Source organism: Myroides phaeus, from assembly GCF_900099675.1.
GTDB lineage: Bacteria > Bacteroidota > Bacteroidia > Flavobacteriales > Flavobacteriaceae > Flavobacterium > Flavobacterium phaeum.
Genome location: NZ_FNDQ01000005.1, coordinates 88,737 through 107,542 on the forward strand (window position 1 = coordinate 88,737; position 18,806 = coordinate 107,542).

The 18,806-nt window shown below is 32.7% G+C and carries 14 protein-coding genes and 1 pseudogene; 13 read left to right on the plus strand and 2 right to left on the minus strand.

The features are described 5' to 3' along the window. Positions 1-191 precede the first annotated feature (191 nt). The 9 genes and pseudogenes from aroB to BLT46_RS04105 all read left to right on the plus strand — a co-directional run bounded on the left by aroB (position 192) and on the right by BLT46_RS04105 (position 12,284). Positions 192-1,259 (plus strand): 3-dehydroquinate synthase, encoded by a 1,068-nt coding sequence (aroB, locus tag BLT46_RS04065; protein ID WP_090406603.1) that lies wholly within the window; start codon positions 192-194, stop codon positions 1,257-1,259. Between the two features lie 299 nt (positions 1,260-1,558). After that, on the plus strand, positions 1,559-2,956 hold the full coding sequence (locus BLT46_RS04070) for an arginine decarboxylase (RefSeq protein ID WP_090406606.1): 1,398 nt from the start codon (positions 1,559-1,561) through the stop codon (positions 2,954-2,956). 26 nt (positions 2,957-2,982) lie between these two features. Further along, positions 2,983-3,957, plus strand: coding sequence for a deoxyhypusine synthase family protein (locus BLT46_RS04075; protein ID WP_090406611.1), 975 nt, complete (start codon positions 2,983-2,985; stop codon positions 3,955-3,957). 92 nt (positions 3,958-4,049) lie between these two features. Next, positions 4,050-4,343, plus strand: a pseudogene (locus tag BLT46_RS04080) (hypothetical protein); the annotation flags it as partial. Between the two features lie 130 nt (positions 4,344-4,473). Further along, a complete protein-coding gene (ychF, locus tag BLT46_RS04085; RefSeq protein WP_090406617.1) occupies positions 4,474-5,568 on the plus strand; it encodes a redox-regulated ATPase YchF in 1,095 nt (364 codons plus the stop codon). 291 nt (positions 5,569-5,859) lie between these two features. Beyond that, positions 5,860-6,774: a YihY/virulence factor BrkB family protein gene (locus BLT46_RS04090; RefSeq protein ID WP_245722939.1), complete on the plus strand. Its 915-nt coding sequence runs from the start codon at positions 5,860-5,862 to the stop codon at positions 6,772-6,774. A 77-nt stretch (positions 6,775-6,851) separates the two neighbouring features. Beyond that, on the plus strand, positions 6,852-8,702 hold the full coding sequence (locus tag BLT46_RS04095; protein ID WP_090406623.1) for a DNA topoisomerase IV subunit B: 1,851 nt from the start codon (positions 6,852-6,854) through the stop codon (positions 8,700-8,702). An 8-nt stretch (positions 8,703-8,710) separates the two neighbouring features. After that, positions 8,711-11,365 carry a DNA gyrase/topoisomerase IV subunit A gene (locus BLT46_RS04100; RefSeq protein ID WP_090406626.1) on the plus strand — a complete coding sequence of 885 codons (2,655 nt, stop codon included), beginning with the start codon at positions 8,711-8,713 and terminating at the stop codon, positions 11,363-11,365. Position 11,366: 1 nt separating this feature from the next. Then, on the plus strand, positions 11,367-12,284 hold the full coding sequence (locus BLT46_RS04105; protein WP_090406746.1) for a phospholipase A: 918 nt from the start codon (positions 11,367-11,369) through the stop codon (positions 12,282-12,284). A 163-nt stretch (positions 12,285-12,447) separates the two neighbouring features. On the opposite strand, the gene BLT46_RS04110 is transcribed toward BLT46_RS04105, so the two are convergent. Next, positions 12,448-12,648, minus strand: coding sequence for a hypothetical protein (locus tag BLT46_RS04110; protein ID WP_090406629.1), 201 nt, complete (start codon positions 12,646-12,648; stop codon positions 12,448-12,450). A gap of 10 nt (positions 12,649-12,658) precedes the next feature. Then, positions 12,659-14,020, minus strand: coding sequence for an oxygen-independent coproporphyrinogen III oxidase (gene hemN, locus BLT46_RS04115; RefSeq protein ID WP_090406632.1), 1,362 nt, complete (start codon positions 14,018-14,020; stop codon positions 12,659-12,661). A gap of 89 nt (positions 14,021-14,109) precedes the next feature. Between hemN and BLT46_RS04120 the strand changes: the two genes are divergently transcribed. The 4 genes from BLT46_RS04120 to BLT46_RS04135 all read left to right on the plus strand — a co-directional run bounded on the left by BLT46_RS04120 (position 14,110) and on the right by BLT46_RS04135 (position 18,771). Next, positions 14,110-14,499 (plus strand): rhodanese-like domain-containing protein, encoded by a 390-nt coding sequence (locus BLT46_RS04120; RefSeq protein ID WP_090406749.1) that lies wholly within the window; start codon positions 14,110-14,112, stop codon positions 14,497-14,499. Positions 14,500-14,621: 122 nt separating this feature from the next. After that, the gene (locus BLT46_RS04125) at positions 14,622-14,906 is read left to right on the plus strand and encodes a DUF4834 family protein (RefSeq protein ID WP_090406635.1); all 285 of its coding nucleotides are present in this window, start codon (positions 14,622-14,624) and stop codon (positions 14,904-14,906) included. 121 nt (positions 14,907-15,027) lie between these two features. Next, a complete protein-coding gene (locus tag BLT46_RS04130; RefSeq protein WP_090406638.1) occupies positions 15,028-17,466 on the plus strand; it encodes a YfhO family protein in 2,439 nt (812 codons plus the stop codon). Between the two features lie 9 nt (positions 17,467-17,475). Next, a complete protein-coding gene (locus BLT46_RS04135) occupies positions 17,476-18,771 on the plus strand; it encodes a glycosyltransferase family 4 protein (RefSeq protein WP_090406641.1) in 1,296 nt (431 codons plus the stop codon). The last annotated feature ends 35 nt before the right edge of the window (positions 18,772-18,806 follow it).

Below are 18,806 nucleotides of genomic sequence, written 5' to 3' on the forward strand. Positions count from 1 at the left end.
ATAAAGACTCTTTTAGTAATTATTTAGGATATTTTTATTTTAAGTTGTGATTTTAAAAAAAACAAAGCGTAAGAGGTATTTGAAATGATTTTAATTTAAGGAAATATATAGTTGAAAAGGGATATTTGTGTTGTGTTTTGTCGTCTTTTTAAATTTTTATTCTTTAGTTTGTGTAAGATAAAAGGACAGAAATGAAAAGAGTAGAAGCAGAAAACTATGATATTCTATTTGGTATGGAAGCCTACCAGGAATTAGGAGACTATTTGAATAAAAAAGAGTATTCTAAAATATTTATCTTAACTGATACGAATTGTTATGATCATTGTTTGCCCTATTTTTTAGGCAACTTACCTACGGAGATTCCTTTTGAAATTATTGAAGTTGAAGCAGGAGAGGAGTATAAAACTTTAGAAACCTGTTCTGGTGTTATACAAACAATGCTTGAGCTTGGAGGAGATAGAAGAAGTATTGTTATTACTTTAGGAGGAGGAGTTATCACTGATATGGGAGGTTTTATTGCTTCTATATATATGAGAGGTATTGACTTTGTAAATATACCCACTACGCTATTATCTATGGTTGACGCCTCAGTAGGAGGAAAAACAGGAGTGGATTTAGAGGGGATTAAAAATTGCATCGGTAGTTTTGTAATGCCTAAGATGGTAGTAGTTGATGTGAAGTATTTAGAGACATTAGAAGCACGTCAGATAAAGTCAGGATATGCAGAAATGTTGAAACACGGACTTATCTTTGATGCAAAGTATTACGATTATCTAAAAGATATTGCGAATATTGATTTTAATGACATAGAGATTTTAATTCATCATTCTGTTGTTATCAAGAATTCAGTTGTTCAACAAGACCCTAAAGAAGCAGGTTTGCGTAAAATATTAAACTTTGGGCATACTGTAGGACACGCAATTGAAAGTTATTATTTAACACAAGAAGATAAAAAGACTTTATTACACGGAGAAGCAATAGCAATCGGTATGGTAGTTGAAGCATATTTGTCTACGCAATTGACAGGGTTGTCTTTTGAAGAATACCAAGATATTAAGAATTGTATTCACAGCATTTATGGAATTGAAAATATTGACGAAGAAGATTATGTAGGGATATTAGATTGGTTGAAGTTTGATAAAAAGAATTCTGGAGGAAGTATTCGCTGTGTTTTATTGTGTGAAATAGGTCAGGCAGAATACAATTTAGAAATCGATAAGGAGTTGGTAGAGAGGGGATTGATGGAATATTCTAAATAAGTTCTAAATTCATTTAGTTTTTCTTATTTCATTGCAATATTTTGCTACATTTGCGCTCGTGAAAATAGATGTTTTATATATTAGATTTTGTGTGCAATCAAAGCACAAAGTAAGACGTTTCGTTCGAAGGCAAAGAACGAATTTCGTATATAGCATAATTAAATATCTAAAGGAAACTTGTAAGTTTTTTATTCATAGTTACAAGTTGCCAATAGTATTTGCTAATATAAGAGTTTGAAAAGCGGATTAAATTTCGTATAATCAAATTTGTTAACCTATATTATTAAAGTTATTTTACCATGAATACAAAATACGCTGATTTAATCAATCAAACTTTTTACTTCCCGCAAGAGGAATTCAAATTAAATAAAGACAATTTACAGTTTCACAATATAGATTTAATGGGATTAGTTGAAAAATACGGTACTCCATTAAAATTTACTTATTTACCAAAAATTTCTGAAAATATCAATAAAGCAAAAGGGATGTTCAGAAAAGCAATGGAGAAAAATAAGTATAAAGCAAATTATTACTATTGTTATTGTACTAAGAGTTCTCACTTTTCATACGTATTAGATGAGGCTTTTAAAAATGACATCCACGTAGAGACTTCATCTGCTTTTGACGTTAATATCGTAGAGAAATTAATTGATGCTGGTAAGATTACAAAAGATACATTTGTAATTTGTAACGGTTTTAAACGTGATCAGTACATTGACAATATTGCTCGTTTAATCAATACAAGACACGAAAATACTGTGCCAATTATTGATAACTACGAAGAGCTTGATTTACTTCAAGAACAGATAGAAAAGAAATTTAAGATCGGTATTCGTATCGCATCAGAAGAAGAACCTAAGTTTGAGTTTTACACATCTCGTTTAGGTATTGGATATAAAAGTATCTTACCTTTCTACAGAAAGCAGATTGCAGAAAATCCTAATGTAGAATTGAAGATGTTACACTTCTTCATTAATACAGGAATTAGAGATACGTCATATTACTGGAATGAATTATTGAAGTGTTTAAAAGTGTACATTTCTTTGAAAAAAGAATGTCCTACATTAGACAGCTTGAATATTGGTGGAGGTTTTCCTATTAAAAATTCATTAGCATTTGAATTTGATTATCAGTATATGGTTGATGAGATTATTAACCAGATTAAAATCGCTTGTGAAGAAGCAGAAGTTGATGTTCCAAACATCTTTACTGAATTCGGATCTTATACTGTTGGAGAGAGTGGAGGAGCTATTTATGAAATTTTGTATCAAAAACAACAAAATGATAGAGAGAAGTGGAATATGATTGATTCATCTTTCATTACAACTTTACCAGATTCTTGGGCTATTAATAAAAAATTTATTATGTTGCCTGTAAATAGATGGAATGATTCATATGAACGTATTTTGTTAGGAGGTTTAACTTGTGATAGTGATGACTACTACAACTCAGAGCAAAACTTGAATGCAATCTATTTACCTAAGTATAATAAAGAAAAACCGTTGTATATCGGATTCTTTAATACAGGAGCTTACCAAGATACTATTGGAGGTTTTGGAGGATTGCACCACTGCTTAATTCCACAACCAAGACACATTTTAATCGATAAAGATGAGAATGGAATTATTGGTACAGAATTATTCTCAGAACAACAAACAGCTGAGGATGTATTAAATATTTTAGGGTATAACAAATAAGAATTATAAATAAAAATATAAATAAAATGAGTAAAGGACCGATTAGTCAGTTTATTGAGCATAATTACAGACACTTTAATGCTGCTGCTTTAGTTGATGCTGCAAAAGGATACGAAGCACATCTTGATGCTGGAGGGAAAATGTTAATTTCTATGGGTGGTGCAATGAGTACTGCTGAATTAGGAATTTCTTTAGCGGAAATGATCCGTCAAGATAAAGTTCAAATTATTTCTTGTACAGGAGCAAACTTGGAAGAAGATGTAATGAACTTAGTAGCTCATTCACACTATAAAAGAGTACCTAACTATAGAGATTTAACTCCAGAGCAAGAAAGAGAGTTATTAGATAATCACTATAATAGAGTTACAGATACATGTATTCCAGAAGAGGAAGCATTCCGTAGATTACAAAAACACTTAGAAGATGTTTGGCATGCTGCAGAAGCAAAAGGAGAGCGTTATTTCCCACACGAATTTTTATACCAAGTTGTAAATTCAGGTGTGTTAGAGCAATACTATGAAATTGATCCAAAAGATTCTTGGATTGTAGCTGCTGCTGAAAGAAACATTCCAATCGTTTGTCCAGGATGGGAAGATTCTACTTGTGGAAACATCTTTACTTCAAACGTAATTAAAGGAAATTTAAACGTGCATACAGTTAAATCTGGTATTGAATACATGATTTATTTGACTGAGTGGTACCGTGCAAATTCAGGAGGACATGGAGTAGGTTTCTTCCAAATTGGAGGAGGTATTTCTGGAGATTTCCCTATCTGTGTTGTTCCAATGATGTACCAAGATTTAGAGTGGGAAGATGTTCCATTCTGGTCATATTTCTGTCAAATTTCTGATTCAACTACTTCTTATGGATCTTACTCTGGAGCTGTTCCAAACGAGAAGATTACATGGGGTAAATTAGATGTTGATACACCTAAGTTCATTGTTGAGTCTGATGCTACTATCGTTGCACCATTGATTTTTGCATATATCCTTGGAAACTAAACAAATAACTGATAGTAAATTAAATTAATTTTTTATTTGTTAATTTCGATTTTGCTATTACATTTGAAACAGAAATAAAGCAATAACAAAGAATGAAAAGAGTAATTGTTGATTACGCAAAATTGACGAACGAAATCTTGACACTATTAGTGGAGAAATTTCCTGATGGATATGATGACGCAGATATAGTTCGTTTTAAAAACGTTAAAAACGAAACAGTGGAAGCAGTTGAAGTAAGAACTGAAGATACTATATATTTGGTAAAAGTTAGTACTAAGTTAGCTGACAGAATCGAAAACTTTGATGACGAAGAAGATGATTTTGTAGACGCTGCAGATGACTCGTTAGACGCATTGAAAGACTTAGAAATTGCTGACGAAGAAGATTAACAAGAAATCGATATAAAAAAACCACTCGCAAGAGTGGTTTTTTTATTTGTATTAACAAATAGATATTAAACTTCTATTATTTTGAATATATTTGCAGACGTTTAAAAATGACAATAGAATCAAAAATATGAAAGCAGGTATTGTAGGATTGCCAAATGTGGGGAAATCAACGCTATTTAATTGTTTATCTAATGCAAAGGCTCAAAGTGCAAACTTTCCTTTCTGTACGATAGAACCAAATATTGGAGTGGTAAATGTACCAGATCCAAGATTATTGAAGTTAGAGGAATTGGTTAATCCAGAACGTGTATTACCTGCAACTGTTGATATTGTAGATATCGCTGGTCTTGTTAAAGGAGCAAGTAAAGGAGAAGGATTAGGAAACCAGTTTTTAGGTAACATTCGCGAGTGTAATGCTATTATTCACGTTTTACGTTGTTTTGACAATGATAATATCGTTCACGTTGATGGGAATGTAAATCCAATTCGCGACAAAGAAACGATTGATATCGAATTACAATTAAAAGATTTAGATACAGTTGAAAAGCGTTTAGAGAAAGCTAAAAAAGCTGGTAAAACAGGAAATAAAGAAGCTTTAGCTGAAGCAGATCTATTAGAGCGTATCAGAGAAGTATTATTGACAGGTAAATCTGCACGTGTAATTGAACCAAAAAATCAGGATGAAGAAGAATTAATGGAAGCTTTTCAATTAATTACAGCTAAACCTGTATTATATGTTTGTAACGTTGATGAGGGGTCTGCAGTTAATGGTAATTCTTATGTTGAGCAAGTAAAAGAATTAGTTAAAGATGAAAATGCTGAAGTAATTGTTTTAGCAGTAGGTACTGAAGCTGATATTACAGAGTTAGAAAGCTACGAAGAGCGTCAAATGTTTTTAGAAGACTTAGGGTTAACTGAGCCAGGTGTTTCTAAATTAATTCGCTCAGCTTATAAATTATTAAACTTACAGACTTATTTTACTGCAGGTGTAAAAGAAGTAAGAGCGTGGACTATTAAAGTAGGAGATACAGCGCCACAAGCAGCTGGTGTAATTCACTCTGACTTTGAGAAAGGGTTCATTAGAGCAGAGGTAATTGCTTACGATGATTATGTTGCTTTTGGTTCTGAAGCTAAAGTTAAAGAAGCTGGTAAATTAAGAGTAGAAGGTAAAGAGTATATTGTTAAAGATGGAGATGTAATGCACTTCCGTTTCAACGTATAATTTTTATTATAAAGATATTTTTAAAAAAGAGAAGCATAGCGCTTCTCTTTTTTTTTCTTCAGTGTTATGTCAAAAGATTTATTGGATTATTGTAGATAATATTTTATTTTCTATATAAATGTGTTAGATTCTTTTGTGTAATTTTGAAGGAGATTTCAGAAATTAGGGTAAATAAGTATTGTGTAATTGATGCTGTTTTTGCTTTTATTTATTGAATAATTGACGTTTTTACTTTACTTAATTGACAAATAATAATTTAGACACTTTATGGGGGCTGTGAATATAACGCTTATGAAAAAGATATTTGAACTTTTAAAGAAGTCGGTATTTGACTTTTTAGATGATAACGCAATGAAATTTAGTGCGGCATTGTCTTATTATACCATTTTTGCCTTGCCTCCGTTAATGATCTTAATTATTTCAGCCAGTAGTTTTTTTGTTGAGCAGAACGATGTAGCTAATTTTTTTTATGATCAGTTGACCGATTTAGTAGGCCCTAATGCTACGGAAGAAGTGAAAGGGGCAATGGCTAATGTGCAATTGAGTAAGAAAGGTAATATCGCTACTATTGTTGGGGTAGTGATGTTGCTATTTAGTGCTTCAGGAGTTTTTGCAGAGATTCAGAGTTCGATAAATTATATTTGGGGTATTGCAGCCAAACCAGATAAAAGTGTTGTTAGATTGGTTAAAAACAGGCTTTTGTCTTTTGCGATGATTGCTTCAGTTGGATTTGTTTTATTGGTGAGTTTATTCGTCAATTCAATGGTAAGTCTGTTATATGGTTTTTTGGGAGAGTTTTTCGCAGAAGAGACGATTTACTTGGTTTACGTATTAAACAACATCGTCGTGTTTTTAGTAATTACAGTGTTATTTATGTTGATTTTTAAGACATTGCCTAATGGAAAGATTAGATGGAAAGATACTTTTGTAGGTGCAGGATTTACAGCCATTTTATTTATGATAGGTAAGTTTGGAATAGGTTTGTATTTAGGTAATACGGCATCAATGTCATTATATGGAGCAGCAGGATCGATAATCGTTATGTTAGTTTGGGTATATTACTCAGCGATGATACTATATTTCGGGGCAGAATTCACTAAAAATTATACAGAATTATTTGGAAGAAAGATTATTCCTGGTGAATATTCTGTAGAAATTCGTAAAAATGTTGTAAAAGATTCTTCAGATATCTCAGGAGGCGTATAATTCCTCAAAAACTGTAGATAGACAATTTTTATTTTAAGCTAAATAGTAGTATTTTAGCGCAAATTCCTATGTTTTTTATGCAAGATCAAAATCAATATACTGAAGATAATATTCGTTCTTTAGATTGGAAAGAACATATCCGTATGAGACCGGGTATGTATATCGGTAAATTAGGTGATGGTTCATCTCCTGATGACGGTATCTATATCTTAATCAAAGAGGTAATCGATAATAGTATCGATGAGTTCGTGATGGGAACTGGAAAAACTATTGAAGTTACGTTAAAGGATAAGCTGGTAACAGTGCGCGATTATGGACGTGGTATCCCTTTAGGGAAAGTAGTCGATGTAGTTTCTAAAATGAATACGGGAGGTAAATATGATTCAAGAGCATTTAAGAAATCCGTTGGACTTAACGGAGTAGGTACAAAGGCAGTCAATGCACTGTCAAACTATTTCCGTGTAGAATCGGTTAGAGATGGACAATTAAAAGGAGCTGAGTTCTCTGGAGGGGATCTTGTAGAGGAAGAAGAATTACAAGAAACTTCAAGACGCAAGGGAACTAAAGTTTCATTTATTGCAGATGAGTCTATTTTTAAAAACTATAAATACCGTAAAGAGTACGTAGAGCGTATGCTTAAAAATTATTGTTACCTGAATAGAGGGTTGACAATAATTTTTAACGGTGAGAAGTTTTACTCAGAAAATGGATTAAAAGATTTATTAGAAGAGAACATTGATGTAGAGGATCAGGTATATCCAATCATTCATTTGAGTGGTGATGATATTGAGATTGCTATGACGCATAGTAGAACTCAGTATTCAGAAGAGTATTACTCATTTGTGAACGGACAGAATACAACGCAAGGAGGAACGCATTTAGGTGCTTTTAGAGAGGCGATTGTGCGTACATTGAAAGAGTTTTACAACAAGAACTTTGAAGCATCTGATATTCGTAAGTCTATCGTAGCAAGTATTTCGGTAAAAGTAGAAGAGCCAGTTTTTGAATCTCAAACCAAAACAAAATTAGGGTCTACAGATATGGGACCTAATCTTCCAACCGTTAGAACATTTGTAAATGACTTTGTTAAAAATCAATTAGATAACTTTTTACATAAGAATCCAGAGATTGCTGATGCTTTATTAAGAAAGATATTGCAAGCAGAGAGAGAGCGTAAAGAGTTGTCAGGTATTCGTAAGATTGCTAAAGAGCGAGCTAAGAAAGCAAGTTTACACAACAAGAAATTAAGAGATTGTAGAGTTCATTTTACAGATATAAAAAATCCAAGGTATTTAGATAGTACGTTGTTTATTACGGAGGGTGATTCGGCATCTGGGTCGATTACTAAATCGAGAGATGTGAATACACAAGCTGTATTTAGCTTGCGTGGTAAGCCTTTGAATTCTTATGGAATGACAAAGAAAATTGTTTATGAGAATGAAGAGTTTAACTTATTACAAGCGGCTTTAAATATTGAAGAAGATTTTGAAAGTTTAAGATATAATAACATTGTTATTGCAACCGATGCCGATGTGGATGGTATGCACATTAGATTGTTATTGATTACTTTCTTTTTACAATTTTTCCCTGAGTTAATTAAAGAAGGGCATTTATATATTCTGCAAACACCATTATTCCGTGTTAGAAATAAGAAGGAAACGATTTACTGTTATAGCGAAGAAGAACGTGTAGCGGCAATTGAGAAATTAAAACCAAAACCTGAGATCACTCGATTTAAAGGTCTTGGAGAGATTTCACCAGATGAGTTTAAGTATTTTATTGGAGAAGATATACGTCTGGATCCAGTGATGTTGGATAAGACAATGTCAATCGAAAAGATGCTTGAGTTTTATATGGGAAAAAATACACCTGATAGACAAGAGTTTATCATTGATAATTTGAAAGTAGAACTTGATGTTGTAGAATAATAGAGGATATGATACACGAAGATAATTTTGATGCAGAATTAGATAAGAATAATAGCGACTTACCCATTGATGAACATATCGAGGCTCCTGTAGAAGAAGAGAAAGAAACGATTACCAAGGTAACGGGAATGTATAAGGATTGGTTTCTTGACTATGCTTCTTATGTTATTTTGGAAAGAGCTGTTCCTGCAATAGAAGATGGTTTTAAACCAGTACAACGTCGTATTATGCACTCTATTAAAGAGTTGGATGATGGTCGTTACAACAAGGTGGCAAATATCGTAGGTCATACTATGCAGTATCACCCACACGGAGATGCGAGTATTGCTGATGCTATGGTGCAGCTTGGACAGAAGGAATTGCTGATTGATATGCAGGGTAACTGGGGTAATATCCTTACAGGGGATAGTGCAGCAGCATCAAGGTATATTGAGGCTCGTTTAAGTAAGTTTGCATTAGACGTATTGTATTCACCTAAGATTACTACGTGGCAATTGTCATACGATGGAAGAAGAAATGAACCGGTTAATTTACCAGTGAAATTTCCATTGTTATTAGCGCAAGGAGCAGAGGGAATTGCAGTAGGGTTATCTACAAAAGTATTGCCACATAACTTTAATGAATTGATCGATGCATCAATCAAAATATTAAAAGGAAAACCATTTACCTTGTATCCAGATTTTCCTACACAAGGTATTGCTGATGTGTCAAATTATAACGACGGTTTACGAGGTGGGCGTGTGCGTGTGCGTGCGCGTATTTCTCAATTAGACAAGAATACATTAGTTATTACACAAATACCTTTTTCAACAACAACGACTTCTTTAATTGAAAGTGTGTTGAAAGCAAATGAGAAAGGGAAGATTAAGATTAAGAAAATTGAAGATAATACTGCAGCTGAAGTTGAGATTTTAGTTCACTTGCCTGCAGGTACTTCACCAGATAAAACGATTGATGCTTTATATGCGTTTACAGCTTGTGAAACATCAATTGCGCCATTGGGGTGTGTTATTGAAAATAATCGTCCTTTATTCATTGGAGTTTCAGAAATGTTGAAGATTTCAACACATCAAACAGTTGATTTGTTGCGTAGAGAATTAGAGATTGAACTTCACGAATTAGAAGAGAAATGGCACTTCTTATCACTTGAGCGTATATTTATAGAGAATAGAATATACCGTCATATTGAGGAAGAAGAAACGTGGGAAGGTGTTTTAAATGCAATTGATGAAGGGTTAAAACCATTTATTACTAATTTAAAACGCGCTATAACACAAGAAGATTTAGCACGTTTAACGGAGATTAAGATTAAGCGTATTTCTCGTTTCGACATTGATAAAGCAAATCAAAATATTGAGGCTTTAGAAGGTGATATAGAGAAAGTTAAGTTCAATTTAGCTAATCTAATTGACTTTGCTATTAACTATTTTACAACGTTAAAAGAGAAGTATGGTAAAGGAAAAGAACGTAAAACAGAACTGAAAAGTTTTGATACAATTGAAGCAACGAAAGTTGTCTTGAGAAATACAAAACTGTACGTTAATAAAGCAGAAGGATTCTTTGGTACCAGTCTTAAGAAAGATGAGTATGTCTGTGATTGTTCCGATATTGATGATATTATTGTATTCTTAAGAGACGGATCTGTTATGGTTTCAAGAGTTGATGAGAAGAAGTTTGTTGGGAAAGATATTATTCATATCGCAGTATGGGATAAGAATGATAAGCGAACAATCTACAATATGATTTACCGTGATGGTAAGTCTGGATCATCTTTCGTAAAACGATTCAATATTATGGGGGTTACTCGTGATAAGATGTATCAATTAACACAGGGTAAAGCAGGTTCTCAAGTATTGTATTTCTCAGCTAATCCAAATGGAGAAGCAGAGGTGGTTAATATCTTATTGCGTCAATTGGCGAATGTTAAGAAATTGAAGTTTGATTTAGACTTTGCAGAACTACTTATTAAAGGGAGAGCTGCAAAAGGAAATGTCGTTACTAAATATGCGATTAAGAAAATAGAATTAAAAGAGAAGGGTATTTCAACGTTAAGACCACGTAAGATTTGGTTCGACAATACAGTTAATCGTCTAAATGTTGACGGCAGAGGAGATTTATTAGGAGAGTTTAAAGCTGACGATAGATTATTGATTATTAATCAATCAGGTAAGGTTAAGACAATAGTGCCTGAATTGACTACACATTTTGATGAGGATATGATTGTTCTTGAAAAATGGAAGCCAACTAAGCCTATTTCAGCAATATACTTTGATGGAGAAAAAGCAAGATATTTTGCTAAACGTTTCTTAGTGGAGAATGAGAACAAGGAAGAGGTATTTATTTCAGAACACGAAGGATCTAAATTAGAGATCGTTTCTACTGATTATCGTCCAGTGTTTGAGGTAGTATTTAGTAAAGTAAAAGGTGTTCAAAAAGAGAATTTAGTTCTTGATTTAGAGCAATTTATTGTTGTGAAGGGAATTAAAGCTTTAGGAAATCAAGTTACAACAGATAAAGTAAGACAAATAAATGCTTTAGAATCATTGCCTTATGTAGAAGTAGAAGAAGAGGAGGAAGAAGAAGAAGAGATAATGCCTGAATTAAATGGAGATATGCCTAATATTGGTATAGATGAAGATGGACAATCAACACTTTTATTTTAATATGAAAAAGGTATATCTTATAGTATCAGTACTTTTTATGTGCTCTTTGACTTCGGTATTTGGTCAGGTTCAAGATGATACGCTTTTTGATGAAAATAGAAAAGCACAAGGATTGAATGAACGTTGGGATTTAACTCCAGAAACAAGAAAGAAGACTTTTACGATTACGCCTTATAAACCTATTTATTTGTTGCCTGCAAAATGGTATAGTAAACCAAATGAACAGCCGACAAGTTTAAACCCTAATAATAGTTCTACGGAACCGATTGATTATGACAATTGGGAGATTAAGTTTCAATTAAGTTTTAAAACTAAAGTTGTACAAGGACTTTTTGATGGAAAAGGAGATGTATGGTTGGCATTTACCCAAACTGCCAATTGGCAAGCGTATAATGGACAAGAATCAAGACCTTTTCGTGAGTTAAATTACGAGCCTGAAATAATCTTTAATTATCCATTAGATTTTTCAATTAACGATTTTAAGTTTAAAATGGTTGGTTTAGGATTTAATCACCAATCAAATGGGAAAAGTTTACCTACTTCAAGAAGTTGGAATAGGTTTACAATGCATTTAGGAATGGAATATAATAAATGGACATTTATGTTGCGTCCTTGGATTAAATTCCATGAAACATATGGAAAAGAAGATAATCCAAGAATTGAAGAGTATATTGGAAAGGGAGAACTAAATGTAATTTATAGTAGAGATAATGGTCAAATGTTTACCTTCTTAATGAGAAGCAATATGCGTTTGAATAGTAGGTATAAAGGGTTTACTGAATTAACTTGGGCTTATCCAATCAAACATAATTTGAAAGCATTTGTCGTTGTTAATAACGGATATGGAGATTCTATGATAGACTATAACTGGAATCAAACGACTGTTGGTGTGGGAATTACCTTAATGGAATGGTTATAATAGACTATTAATTTAAGTAGATATAATGAACTATTTATTATGCTACGTTAAATTTATAAAATAAAAAGAGGCTATCTAATTATATAGATAGCCTCTTTCTTTATTAATATTACTGCTGTAAAGCAATAAAAACAAATGACAATTCAGTTTGTAAATCCTTGTATTAAGAGTTTTCGATGTCTTGTTGTTTAGCAGCTTTCTTTAGAGAATATGCTAAATAAGCAATGAATGCTATGAACCCAAGAAAAGAGAACCAATTATCTTTTATAGACCATAAGTTCTCGCTATTTAAATTGAAAATTCCGTAAACTAACCATAGTAAAACTATAAAAGTAGCTCCTTTTTCAAGATTTTTTTTATTCATTTTTAGTTGTTTAAATAGTCATTGAGAAAAGCTGTCTTTGTGGTTTATTTCTCTGAAGGCGTAAATCGAAAGCCATACAAATATTTCTTACAAAAGCTCTTCCTTTTTTAGATATCTTAATTTTACTTCCTGTAATACTGATAAGCTGATCTTCTTCAAACTCCTTTAATTCTTGCAAGATAGGAGTGAAGTTAATTTTATCAATATCCTTATCTAAATCAGTAGATAAAGAACACATTAAATTTAAGATATGTTTTCGGATTATCAAATCTTCTTCCGTCAAAATATGACCTTTAGTAACAGGTATTATATTTTCTTCTAATAAGTTATAATAAGTATCAATATCTTTTTCATTTTGTGCAAAAGAATACCAACTATCACTTATAGAAGAAACTCCTAAACCAATCATTACTTGTGTTTTAGACGAAGTATAGCCCATAAAGTTTCTATGTATACTATGCGAATTTAGAGCTTTGTACAATGAATCAGATTTCAAAGCAAAGTGATCCATTCCAATTTCTACGTAGTCATTCTTTAACAAAAGCTCTTTGCCTTTTTCGTAAAGTTCACGTTTTTCGTTGTCTTTTGGTACGTCTTCATCATTAAAACCTCTTTGGCCATTACCTTTAATCCACGGCACGTGTGCATAGCTATAAAAAGCAAGTCTATCAGGAGATAACGACTTTGTTTTTTCGATTGTATCTATAACGTGTGATAAATTTTGAAAAGGCAAACCATAAATAATATCGTGCGATATAGAAGTGTAACCAAGTTCTTTAGCCCAAAGAGTAACTTTAGCAACATTGTGAAAACTCTGTTCTCTATGTATCGCTTTTTGAACTTCTGGGTTATAATCTTGTACGCCAAAGCTAACACGTCTAAAACCTAAGTTGTACAACGTAGCTAAGTGTTCTTTCGTTGTGTTATTAGGGTGTCCCTCAAAACTAAATTCGTGGTTATTAGCAATGATGGCATTATTTGTTATTCCTTCTATCAACATTGTTAGATTCTCTGGAGAGAAGAAGGTAGGAGTACCACCACCTAAGTGAATTTCCTTAATCTTTGGTTTAGCACCAAAAAGAGTACAATACAATTGCCATTCTTTTAGTACAGCTTGTATATAAGGATTTTCTACTTCGTGTCTTTTTGTGATTCTTTTATGGCAACCACAAAAAGTACAAAGACTTTCACAAAAAGGCAAATGGATATATATACTTATACCCTCACTATCATTAGACTCTATGAAGGATCTTTTACACGATTCAAGCCAACTTTCTCTGGTAAATGTTTCTTGTTCCCAATAAGGTACAGTAGGGTAACTGGTATATCTTGGACCAGGTACATTGTATTTTTGAATAAGAGAAAGTGACATATTTATTATATATTTGAAAACAAAAGTAGAGTTTAAAAATAGTGCATAATATGATAATTGTCATTTTAGCCTATCAAATCAAACAAATTATGAGAACAAAAAATGTAATGAAATTCTTTTTAGTACTATGTATGGGAATTTCTACTGTAGCTTGTGCACAGGAAAAACAAGATCATTTAATGTCTAATGAAACGTTTAAAGAAGTAATTGAGACGAATAAGGTTCAGTTATTAGATGTAAGAACTGAGAAAGAGTTTAATGAAGGAACAATTGAGTACGCTAAAAATATTGATGTATTACAAGATAATTTTTTAGAAGAAGCTAATAAATTAGATAAGTCGCAACCGTTATATATTTTCTGTAAATCAGGTAAGAGAAGTGCCAAAGCGAGAAATATGCTATTAGAACAAGGTTTTGAAAAAGTATATGAATTAAAAGAAGGATATTCTAAATGGAATACTACTTCTGTTGAGAATTAGTAGGATACCTTGCGGAATTGAGAATATGACTCTTGTAACGAAATTGATTTTATCAATTATTTAAGATTTATTATTCTTTATGAGAACGAAGTTTTGTTATTTTTGAAAAAAACAGTGAGATTATGGATACAGCATCATTTGGAGGATTTATAAAGACTTTACTGATTATAGTATTAGTCTATTATGCGTTCAAGTTTGCTATGCGTTATTTATTTCCTTTGCTATTAATGAAGGTAGCAAAAAAGGCAGGGCAGAACTTTCAAGAAAGACAACAACAACAATATAACCAGTATAGAGAGAATCAAAGTCAACAAGCGAAACCAAACAATTCGTCAGACAATCAGGTTCCTCGATCAACAAAGGTTGTTGGTGAATATATTGAGTTTGAAGAAATAGATACAAAATAATAAGAAGACCCCAGTGTGGGTCTTTTTTTATGCTCTTATATTTCTGTAATGTTCTCTTTAGTGCGTGATTAAATTTACTTACTTTAGCGTATTCAATAAAAAAGTAAATGCCACGCAAAGGATGAATACGTTAAAGAAATTTTTACCCCATTTTTTAGTTGTTATAGGTTTTGCTATAGTAGCCTTGTTATATTTTTCTCCTGTCTTATCAGGAAAGGTTATCCACCAGTCTGATATCGTACAATACACCGGTATGGCTAAAGAACAAATAGACTATCGTTTACAATCAGGAGATGAACCATATTGGACTAATAGTGCTTTTGGAGGAATGCCAACCTATCAATTGGGGGCAAAGTATCCGCATAACTACGTGAAGGCATTGGATAGTGCTATTCGCTTTTTACCGCGACCAGCAGATTATTTATTTGTTTACTTCATTGGTTTTTACATTTTATTAATTTCGTTAGGAATGAAACCTTTAAGGTCTTTTATCGGAGCCTTAGCCTTTGGTTTTTCAACCTATTTGATTATTATATTAGGCGTTGGACACAATGCGAAAGCACACGCTATTGCTTATATGCCAATGGTTGTGGCTGGTGTCTTATTAGTCTTTAGAAAGCATTATATCAAGGGAGGTATACTTACTTTAGTTGCCGCGGCATTAGAAATTAGTGCTAACCATTTTCAGATGACGTATTATCTACTATTACTATTGTTGGTGATAGGCATTTATTACACAGTTATTTATATTAAAAATAAGGAGTTTAAGGAATTAGGAACTGCCATAGGTATTTTTATTGTAGCCGGTATTTTAAGTATAGGAGCAAATGCAACTAATTTAATGGCAACGTCTGAATATACGAAGTTTAGTACTCGTAGTAATAGTGAATTGTCTTTTCAAGCAGATGGTTCGCCAAAGACTTCTTCAAATGCAATGAGTTATGAGTATATCACTGAATATAGTTATGGTTTATTTGAAAGTTTTAACTTACTTGTTCCTCGTTTAACGGGGGGAGCTAATAATGAGAAACTTGATAGCAAATCGAATGTTTATAATTATTTTGGCTCGTTAGGAGCATCACATCAACAAGCTGCAGAAATGGCTGAACACTCGCCAACGTATTGGGGAGACCAACCAATTGTAGCAGCACCAGCTTATATAGGAATTGTTGTTTTCTTCTTATTTGTGGTTGGAATGTTTGCTGAAAAGCGAAACGTAAAGTATGCCTTTCTTATTGGGGCAGTTCTGTCATTATTACTTTCTTGGGGTAAGAACTTTCCTTTATTAACCGACTTTTTCATTGATTATGTGCCTTTATACAACAAGTTTAGAGCTGTATCATCAATACAAGTAATCTTAGAATTGTGTATCCCTGCTTTAGCAATAATGGGATTATACGCATATAGTAAAATTGAGAAAGAAGAGCAGATGGCTGTACTTAAGAAGTCTGCTATTATTACTGTTTTACTTTTCGCTTTCTTGTTTGTCATCAAAGGAACATTAAGCTTTATTGGTTTAAACGATGATTACTACAGAAGTGCTTACGGAGAAATCGGACCTGGTTATATCAAAGCGTTGATAGATGATAGAAAATCTCTTTATACAGCAGACTTGATTAGAGCATTTATCTTAGTATTGTTTACGGCTGTTACTTTATTCTTTACAGCAAAGGAGAAAATATCAGCAAAAATATCAGTGATTATTATTGGTGTTTTGATGGTGGGAGACTTGGTATTAGTTGACAGAAGATATGTAAATGATTCTAATTTTGTATTAGCCACACAAATGACTAATCCATTCCAAGCAACTCAAGCAGATAAAGTTATTTTAAATGACCCGAGCCACTTTAGAGTTTATGAAGTAGCAGGTGGATTTAACAGTGCGCGTTCATCATTTTTCCATAATTCGTTAGGAGGATACCACGCTGCTAAGCCACGTAGAATGCAAGAATTAGCAGAGTACCAATTGAACGGAAAGAACAATATGGAAGTTCTGAATATGATGAATGTTCGCTATGTAATTCAAAAAGATGAGCAAGGACAAGATATTCCAATGCTAAACGAAAATGCGAATGGCAATGCTTGGTTTGTTTCAAGAATCAAAAAAGTAAGTACTGCTGATGATGAAATGAAAGCGTTTGACCAATTAAAAACTAAAACAGAAGCTGTAGTAAATACAACACAATTTTCAAATATTAGCTTAGAAGATAATTATACAGTTGATTCGGCTACTATTTCATTGCGTAGTTATGCCCCAAATAAAGTGGTATATGACTATACAAGTGAGGAAGATGCAGTAGCTGTATTCTCAGAAATATATTATCCAAAAGGATGGATTGCAAAGATTGATGGGGTAACAGAAACGCCAATTTTTGCAGCTGATTATGTATTAAGAGCAGTAGTGTTACCAAAAGGGAAACACACTATAGAGTTTACATTTGAACCAGAAGTTATTAAGAAAGGAGGAATGATTTCATTAATTTCATCATTCTTAATCCTGTTAGTTATTGTTGGGGGAGTTCTTTATGTAGTAAGAATGGAAAAAGAAAAAAGAGCGTAAAACTGTGTTATGACAGAGAAAAAGAAAGTTTTAATCATTAGTTATTATTGGCCACCAGCAGGAGGACCAGGCGTACAGCGTTGGTTAAAGTTTGTGAAATACCTTCCAGACTTTGCTATTGAGCCTATTTTATATATACCTGATAATGCTACCTATCCCTTAGTGGATAATAACCTTATTAAAGAAGTTAACCCTAATCTTACAATACTTAGAAATAAGATTAGTGAACCCTATAAGTTTGCTAAAGTTTTCTCGTCAAACAAGACGAGTTCTCTTAGTGCTGGTATGATTCCAAATCAAAAGAAGCAGACTTTTATAGACAAGTTGTTATTATGGGTCAGAGGTAATTGCTTTATTCCAGATGCACGTGTGAAGTGGGTAAAACCCTCTGTAGTCTATCTTACAAAATATTTGAAGGATAATCCGGATGTGAAGACAATCATTACAACCGGGCCTCCTCATAGTATGCACTTGATTGGTATGGTGTTGAAAGAGAAGTTAGGAGTAAATTGGATTGCTGATTTTAGAGATCCTTGGACAACCATTGGTTACCACAAAGAACTGAAATTGACAGAAAAGTCTAAGCAAGCTCATTTAAATTTAGAAAAGCAGGTATTGAATAATGCAGATGAGATTATTGTAACAAGTAAGACTACTAAATGCGAATTTGAAGAGAAGACGAGTACTCCTATAACAGTAATTACCAATGGATATGATATTACCAATGTAGGAAAAGTCAGTTTAGATGATAAGTTTACTTTAGCTCATATTGGTTCATTTCTTGCTAACAGAAACCCACGTGTTTTATGGAAGGCAATTAGCGAATTGAGAAAAGAAAATAAAGAGTTCAAAGCGCAGTTTCAATTAAAATTAATCGGAAAGGTCAGCCAAGAAATCTTAGATACAATCAAGGAGTTTAAATTAGAGGGATGTACGCTAAATATGGGCTATATAGATCATATAGATTCTTTAAAGCAAATGCGTGCCTCTCAAGTATTATTATTAGTTGAAATTGATTCAGATGATACTAAAGCAATTATTCCAGGAAAGTTATTTGAGTATATGGCCTCTGAACGACCAATATTGGGGATAGGACCAGAGGAATCTGATTTCTTTGAGATAATTCAACAGACCAATACTGGAAAAGTAGCTTTATATAGCGAAAAGGATAAGATAATGGACATCTTGTCTGAGTACTTTGAATTGTATAAAAGCAAGCAATTAAATGTACACGGAATGGGATTACAATATTACAGTCGCAAGCGCTTAACAGAGAAATTAGCAAGTGTAATTAAGAAGTTTTAAGATTACGGAAATATAAACAAAAAAGGGTAACGCAT

Coding starts and splice junctions, on each gene's coding strand:
- hemN (WP_090406632.1), bottom strand. CDS start 14,020: ATGTCACTTTCTCTTATTCAAAAATACAATGTACCTGGTCCAAGATAT.
- BLT46_RS04095 (WP_090406623.1), top strand. CDS start 6,852: ATGCAAGATCAAAATCAATATACTGAAGATAATATTCGTTCTTTAGAT.
- BLT46_RS04100 (WP_090406626.1), top strand. CDS start 8,711: ATGATACACGAAGATAATTTTGATGCAGAATTAGATAAGAATAATAGC.
- BLT46_RS04110 (WP_090406629.1), bottom strand. CDS start 12,648: ATGAATAAAAAAAATCTTGAAAAAGGAGCTACTTTTATAGTTTTACTA.
- BLT46_RS04070 (WP_090406606.1), top strand. CDS start 1,559: ATGAATACAAAATACGCTGATTTAATCAATCAAACTTTTTACTTCCCG.
- BLT46_RS04125 (WP_090406635.1), top strand. CDS start 14,622: ATGGATACAGCATCATTTGGAGGATTTATAAAGACTTTACTGATTATA.
- BLT46_RS04135 (WP_090406641.1), top strand. CDS start 17,476: ATGACAGAGAAAAAGAAAGTTTTAATCATTAGTTATTATTGGCCACCA.
- BLT46_RS04105 (WP_090406746.1), top strand. CDS start 11,367: ATGAAAAAGGTATATCTTATAGTATCAGTACTTTTTATGTGCTCTTTG.
- ychF (WP_090406617.1), top strand. CDS start 4,474: ATGAAAGCAGGTATTGTAGGATTGCCAAATGTGGGGAAATCAACGCTA.
- aroB (WP_090406603.1), top strand. CDS start 192: ATGAAAAGAGTAGAAGCAGAAAACTATGATATTCTATTTGGTATGGAA.
- BLT46_RS04075 (WP_090406611.1), top strand. CDS start 2,983: ATGAGTAAAGGACCGATTAGTCAGTTTATTGAGCATAATTACAGACAC.
- BLT46_RS04090 (WP_245722939.1), top strand. CDS start 5,860: ATGAAAAAGATATTTGAACTTTTAAAGAAGTCGGTATTTGACTTTTTA.
- BLT46_RS04120 (WP_090406749.1), top strand. CDS start 14,110: ATGAGAACAAAAAATGTAATGAAATTCTTTTTAGTACTATGTATGGGA.
- BLT46_RS04130 (WP_090406638.1), top strand. CDS start 15,028: ATGAATACGTTAAAGAAATTTTTACCCCATTTTTTAGTTGTTATAGGT.